General features: G+C 60.9%; 6 protein-coding genes. 1 reads left to right on the top strand and 5 read right to left on the bottom strand.

All coding sequences use genetic code 11. The annotated features are described in order from the left end of the window. Positions 1–230 precede the first annotated feature (230 nt). A complete protein-coding gene (locus OC610_RS18950) occupies positions 231–914 on the top strand; it encodes a hypothetical protein (RefSeq protein WP_264429821.1) in 684 nt (227 codons plus the stop codon). Positions 915–919: 5 nt separating this feature from the next. Here the strand turns inward: OC610_RS18950 and OC610_RS18945 are convergent, their stop codons facing one another. From OC610_RS18945 to OC610_RS18925, 5 genes are all read right to left on the bottom strand, one after another. Further along, positions 920–2,107, bottom strand: a complete 1,188-nt coding sequence (locus OC610_RS18945; RefSeq protein WP_264429820.1) for a cyanate transporter — start codon at positions 2,105–2,107, stop codon at positions 920–922. Positions 2,108–2,251: 144 nt separating this feature from the next. After that, on the bottom strand, positions 2,252–3,163 hold the full coding sequence (gene copD / locus OC610_RS18940) for a copper homeostasis membrane protein CopD (RefSeq protein ID WP_264429819.1): 912 nt from the start codon (positions 3,161–3,163) through the stop codon (positions 2,252–2,254). A 3-nt stretch (positions 3,164–3,166) separates the two neighbouring features. After that, positions 3,167–3,553 carry a copper homeostasis periplasmic binding protein CopC gene (gene copC / locus OC610_RS18935; protein ID WP_264429818.1) on the bottom strand — a complete coding sequence of 129 codons (387 nt, stop codon included), beginning with the start codon at positions 3,551–3,553 and terminating at the stop codon, positions 3,167–3,169. A gap of 58 nt (positions 3,554–3,611) precedes the next feature. Beyond that, positions 3,612–4,514, bottom strand: coding sequence for a copper resistance protein B (locus tag OC610_RS18930; RefSeq protein ID WP_264429816.1), 903 nt, complete (start codon positions 4,512–4,514; stop codon positions 3,612–3,614). Positions 4,515–4,524: 10 nt separating this feature from the next. Next, positions 4,525–6,281: copper resistance system multicopper oxidase (locus OC610_RS18925; RefSeq protein ID WP_264429814.1), on the bottom strand; the 1,757-nt coding region annotated here is incomplete at its 5' end.

Genomic DNA, 6,281 nt, shown 5'->3' with positions numbered 1-6,281 from the left:
CTGTAGTTTTAAAAGTCTGGAAGGCCCACGAAAGTGAGGATTTCCGGATTTTTTTTTGCCTGGATTAAAGTGGCCAGGCGAACTCGAACCTGGCCGATGTCGTGATATTTATCACGCCATCAACTGGAAAAGATGGCCTCAACTCCTAGACTGTTGAAGCCCGCTCCCTGTTCAAGCGCAGCGTGCATCTCGTCATAAAAGACGAGAGGTTCGATCAAGGAGGATTCGATATGAAGCTGCGAATTACCCAGTTTGCTCCCTTCGACCAGGGCAGGGATATAAAGGCTGATATCAAGGGCGGGTGGTGTGCCGGGGTCACCGCCCTGGTCGGAAGTGCCGTGGGCTCCTATGACGTGGAAGGGCAACCCGATTATGGACATTGGGTCGAACATGTCGCTTTTGTAAGAGCCAAGGCAGAGTTGCTGAAGATCAATTCCAGCCTCAGCACGGCCGAAACGCTGCAGGCTGTCCTGGGCCGATACCAGAAAACCCGCGACGTCTGCGGTGACCTGCATAAACCCCAGTTTGAAGCGCGAGGCTGCAAAGTCCTGTTGAGCTTGTCAGGATGGTTTCCGGTGCTGGGTTATGCGTCCTACCTGAAAAACTCCAAATGGCTGACCAATCATATCGGCTACATCATCCGAGGCGGGAACAAGCTGGTGTTGTTCGATCCCAATTACGGTATCGGTTTGTTCACCATCGAAGATGCGCTGCCATTGAACCTGAACGAGCTGACGAAGGCGATCGGCATCCTCGCCTGGAAGAGTGGCCTTTCCAGTTACCTGCTGTCCTACACGGCGGCGACTTCCGTTGTCGACGAAGACCCCTTGCAACTGCGTCTCTCGAACGACTTGGAGGAAAAAGCCCGGGCCTTGGGAGCGTTCAGCAGCCGTTTTTCCACCGTGGCAAAGTAGCCGCGTCAGCGGAGATGTCGGCCATAGGCCTTTGGGTCAAACCGCAAAACCATCACCATCATGAGCATCATGACCGCTGTGAGTGACCGCCAAGCCCACTCGAAGCTTCCCAGCTGGTCGCGGATCATTCCGGCAATCAGCGGGGACAGCCCGGCAATGAGATAGCCAATCCCCTGCACGAACGCGGTAAGGCCGCCGGCCCGGCGTGGATTGTCGACATGGTCGAGGGATACGATCAGGCTCATGGGGAACAGGCCGCCGATACCCAGCCCCAGTAGGCAGGGCCAGAGCAGGCTCAAGCGTTCCGGGCTGAGGATCAGGCCGCAGAAGCCGCTGATGATCAAGGCTAGCAGGACGCAAAGGACCAGGCGCTTATCCCGGCTGCGGTTGGCTATCGCCGGGGTCACCAGACCAGAGAGTACTTCCATTGCCGTGAGGAACCCCAGCAGCAGGCCAGCGTGCTGCTCACTCCAACCCTTTTCCACGTAGTACGGCGCCAGCCATGCCAGCACGCAGGTATAGGAAGCCGTGCCCAAGCCGAAGAAGATCGCCAACATCCACGCCCGGCTGTTGCCGAAGAACGATTCCTGGTGCGGTGTCGGCGCCTCCGGCGAGGGCGGTACTGCCGAGCGTTGAGCGTACCAGCCACCCAGTGCAGCCAGTGCCAGCAGCGCCCAGACCGACAGACCGATGCGCCAGTTGGAGGTCTGCACCAGGACCAGTGGCGAAAATGCCGCCGCAATGGCCGCCCCGCCCATGACGGACGTCACGTACAAGCCCATGAACAACGAGACGTTTTCGGCGAAGCGAGACTTGATCAGTGCTGGCATTACGGCTTGGATCAACGCAATCCCGAGCCCCGCCACGACTGCGCTGACAATCAACCCAGCGGCACTGTCCAGATACAGGCGTGACGCGGTGGCGAGGCCGATGATCAACAGCGATAGCGCGATGGTGCGGTGTTCACCGATGCGCAAGGCGATACGCATACCCAGGAGCATTGCCAGGCCCATCGCCATGACGGGCAACAGGGTCAGCAGCGACGCCGTGCTGAAACTCAACGGGACTTCGCCGCGAATCGCTGATAGCAAAGGCCCGACTGCTGCCATCGAGGGCCGCAGGTTCAGCGCTACCAGTACGATGCTGACCATTAGCCAGACGGCTTGGGTGCTTGATGTTCGAACGTTTTCCATAACAGAGCCTTGGCTGGAACAAAGCACTATTTAGGCTGGGGCACGCTGCCTTGGGCAAACTGAAAACTGGCGGGGCCTATCGAAAAACTAAATGCAGTGCCAATCGTTGAAGGCTCGCCACAATGTAGTTCGCAATCTGTCCGTTTATCCCATCACCGGACTCAACGTCCCCAACCACGCCACCAGTCCCAGGATGATCACTGCCACGGAGAATTCCAGGACCATGCTGCGCCGCAAGGCAGTCACCGCGACGCCATGTTCGCCGGTCTGTCGGGCCTGTTCCAGCAATGGGCTCAGGTGGAAGCGGTTCAGCGCAGCGAACACCAACATGGCGGCGAACAGGATGAGCTTGAGTGTCAGCAACTGACCGTAGGTGCTGTCGAGCAGCCCATCGACGTCCGGACCGACAATGAACAAATAATTCACCACGCCGGTCACGCCGATGATCGCCACGATCAGCGCCCCAGCGGTTTCGAACCCGATCAGTGTCCGGGCCAGTACTGCCAACTGCGGCTCGGCCTGGCGAAGCAACAGGGCAAACGCAGCCAAGGCGCCCACCCAACCACCTGCCGCCCACAGGTGCAGGAAGTCGGTGATGAAGTGCCAATTGCGACGCGAGCCTTCGTCCATGGCGCCGTGGCCTGCCCAGGCGAGCGTTGCCAAGGCCACGGCACCGCCGAGCGTGGCCAGGCCGAGGCTGGCGGTCGACCAACGTTGGCTGAACATTACGGCGAAACCGGCCAGCAGCAGCGCAGCCATGCGCAGCATCCACGCCCAGCCGACATCCGTCTCGGACACCATCATCTCAATGTGCGGCCACAGCTCGGTCCAATCCGCGACGCCGCTCATGGCCCAAGCCATGCACGCCATCGCGGCCAAGGAAAGCAGACCGCCAAGCAGCGCGGTGATCGCCAGCAGCGACACGAAAGGCAACACTGCGCCGGATACCCGCTCCTGCCCTCGCAGGCCATAGAGGCCAAAGGCGGCCAGGCCGAACAGCAACATCAGATCCACGTACAGGGCAAAGCGCAACGCAATATTGATCGAGTCGCTCACGAGTCACTTCACCTTGAACGTGACGTTGCCGGTAATCGGGTGGGTGTCGGACGACACCGCGCGCCACTGGACTTGATAGGTCCCAGCTGAAAGCGGCGCGTTTGGCACGATGACCATGGTTTTCGGATCGTCGCTGCCGGACACCTTGGCCGACATGGGCATCGGTGAGTGCGCCGACATGCCAGGCATCTCGGTCATCATCAGCTTGGCGCCGGAAAACTTGGTCATCAGGTTCTCGGAAAAATGCAGCTCGATCTTTGTCGGCGCCGCTCCCTCGGCGCCTTCTGCCGGGGTGGAGGACAGCAGTTTCGGATGGGCCTGGGCCAGGCCACTGGCCAACAGGCCGGTGGACAGCGCGGCGGCGATGACAGCGTTTTTGATGAATGACATGCAAGGACTCCTACAGCACAGGTTTTCTAGGTTTTTTAAGGAATGATGGGTGATGCCGTCAGAACCACAGGCGCACGCCGAGTACCAGACGTGCCTCGCTGCGGTCTTCGCCTTCTTCCCGGGCATAATCGGCGGTGTTGCCATAGACGCGGTTCCAGGTGACGCCGACGTAGGGCGCAAACTCGCGGCGGATTTCGTAACGCAGCCGCAGGCCGACTTCAGTCTCCGACAGGCCCGAGCCGACGCGGCGGTCGGGGTCATTCTTGCCGTAGAAGTTGGCTTCGGCGGTCGGTTGCAGGATCAGGCGATTGGTCAGCAGGATGTCGTAGTCGCCTTCCAGGCGCGCCGCACTCTGGCCACCTTCACCGATATAGGCGGTGGCCTGGGCTTCGAAGTTATACAGCGCCATGCCTTGAACACCGAGCGCCGCCCAGGTCTGCGGATCACCGGGCTTGAAGTCCTGGCGCACACCGGCCACCACGTCCCACCAAGGGCTGACCGCGTGGCCCCACAACGCCTGGAGTTCGGCTTCTTCGGTCTTGCCGTTGGTGCGTTCGCCTTCGGAGCGCAGCCACAAGCGGTCGATGTCACCGCCGATCCAGCCAGAGGCGTCCCAGCTCAGGGCGCTGCCGTCATCGGCGTCTTGCCATTCCAGTTGGTTGACGAGGAAAAACGAATTGATGGCGCTGTCATGCACCGCATGGCCGTTGTGGTCTTCATAAACGGCGGCGCGGTCGGCAGCGGTCAGTTCAGGAATAGGCGTGCGGCTGCTGGTCGGCGCGGCTTCCATCGAATCCATGCCCTGCATCGAATCCATGCCTTGCATCTGGCTATGGTCCATCCCCTGCATCTGGCTGTGATCCATGCCTTGCATATCATTGCTTGCGGCCCAGGCCGGCAGGCTGGTGCCAAGCAAAAGAACCGCGAGGGGCACGCAACGGTATTGAAAAACAATGCTCATGGTCGGCTCCTTATTCCTGTACCCGGACTTCACGGAACATGCCCATTTCCATATGGAAGAGCAGGTGGCAGTGATAAGCCCAGCGTCCGAGTGCATCGGCGGTCACCCGGTAGCTGCGTCTGGAACCCGGTGGTACATCAATGGTGTGCTTGCGGACCATGAACTGGCCGTTCTCATCTTCGAGGTCGCTCCACATGCCATGCAGGTGGATGGGGTGGGTCATCATGGTGTCGTTGATCAGCACGATGCGCAGGCGCTCGCCGTACTTGAGCAGCAACGGCGCGGCGTCGCTGAACTTCACGCCGTTGAACGACCAGGCGAACTTCTCCATGTGCCCGGTCAGGTGCAGCTCGATGGTGCGCCCTGGCTCGCGCCCATCGGGGTCGGCAAAGGTGCTGCGCAGGTCGGCATAGGTCAGCACTTTGCGACCGTTGTTGCGCAGGCCCATGCCTGGGTCGTCGAGCTTGGGCTTGACGCTCATGGCCTGCATGTCCACCAGCGGGTTGTCTTTCTCCGTGGCGGGATGGGTTTGCATTCCACCCATGCCTTGCATGGTGCTGTGATCCATGCCTTGCATCTGGCTGTGATCCATTCCCTCCATGCCTTGCATCGAGCCATGGTCGGTGCCGCTCATTTCGCCCATGCCAGCCATGGCGCCGTGATCCATGCCACCCATGCCCATGTCGTCCATCGTGACCAAGGGGCGAGGATCAAGGGGCGGCATTGGCGCCGACAGTCCTGCCCGGCTGGCGAGGGTGCCACGGGCATAGCCGGTGCGGTCCATCGATTGGGCGAACAACGTGTAGGCTTCTTGCGTCGGCTCGACGATGACGTCGTAGGTTTCAGCCACGGCGATGCGCAATTCGTCGACGCTCACGGGCTTGACGTATTGGCCATCGGAAGCCACGACGGTCATTTTCAGGCCGGGAATGCGCACGTCGAAATAGGTCATGGACGAGCCATTGATGAAGCGCAGGCGAATGCGCTCGCCAGGCTTGAACAGGCCGGTCCAGTTCATGTCCGGCGCCTGGCCGTTCATGAGGTAGGTGTAGGTGGCGCCGCTGACGTCGGCCAGGTCGGTGGGGTTCATCTTCATCTCGGCCCACATCTTGCGATCGGCCACGGTGGCGGCCCAGCCGTTCTTGCCCATGTCATCGATAAAGTCGCCGACGGTGCGTTTGTTGTAGTTGTAATAGTCCGATTGCTTCTTGAGCTTGCGGATGATGTCGGTGGGGTCTTCGTCGGTCCAGTCGGTGAGCATCACCACGTAGTCACGTTCGTACTGGAAGGGTTCGGGCTCCTTGGCGTCGATGACCAGCGGCCCATAGACGCCGGCCTGCTCCTGGAAACCGGAGTGGCTGTGATACCAGTAAGTGCCGTTCTGCCGGACCTTGAATTGATACACGTACAGGCCGCCGGGTTCGATGCCCTTGAAGCTCAGCCCGGGCACGCCGTCCATGTTGGCCGGCAGCAAGATGCCATGCCAGTGGATTGACGTAGTGTCGTACAGGCGGTTGCGCACCCGCAGGGTCACGGTGTCGCCTTCGCGCCAGCGCAGCAGCGGGCCGGGGATGCCGCCGTTGATGGTCTGGGCTGTGCGTGGGCTGCCGGTGAAGTTGACCGGGCTTTCGCCGATGAACAGATCGAATTCGGTGCCGCTCAGTACGTTGGGCTGACCGGGGCTGGTGACGGCCCAGACGGGCGGGCGCCACAGGCCCAGGCCGCCGAGGAGGCCGCCGGCAGCCAGGCCTTTTACGAAGGTTCGCC

The organism is Pseudomonas agronomica (assembly GCF_025917275.1).
GTDB lineage: Bacteria > Pseudomonadota > Gammaproteobacteria > Pseudomonadales > Pseudomonadaceae > Aquipseudomonas > Aquipseudomonas agronomica.
Note: the sequence above shows the minus strand (reverse complement) of the source record. Positions and strands in the feature narration are given on the sequence as shown.

Coding starts and splice junctions, on each gene's coding strand:
- OC610_RS18950 (WP_264429821.1), top strand. CDS start 231: ATGAAGCTGCGAATTACCCAGTTTGCTCCCTTCGACCAGGGCAGGGAT.
- OC610_RS18945 (WP_264429820.1), bottom strand. CDS start 2,107: ATGGAAAACGTTCGAACATCAAGCACCCAAGCCGTCTGGCTAATGGTC.
- OC610_RS18930 (WP_264429816.1), bottom strand. CDS start 4,514: ATGAGCATTGTTTTTCAATACCGTTGCGTGCCCCTCGCGGTTCTTTTG.
- copC (WP_264429818.1), bottom strand. CDS start 3,553: ATGTCATTCATCAAAAACGCTGTCATCGCCGCCGCGCTGTCCACCGGC.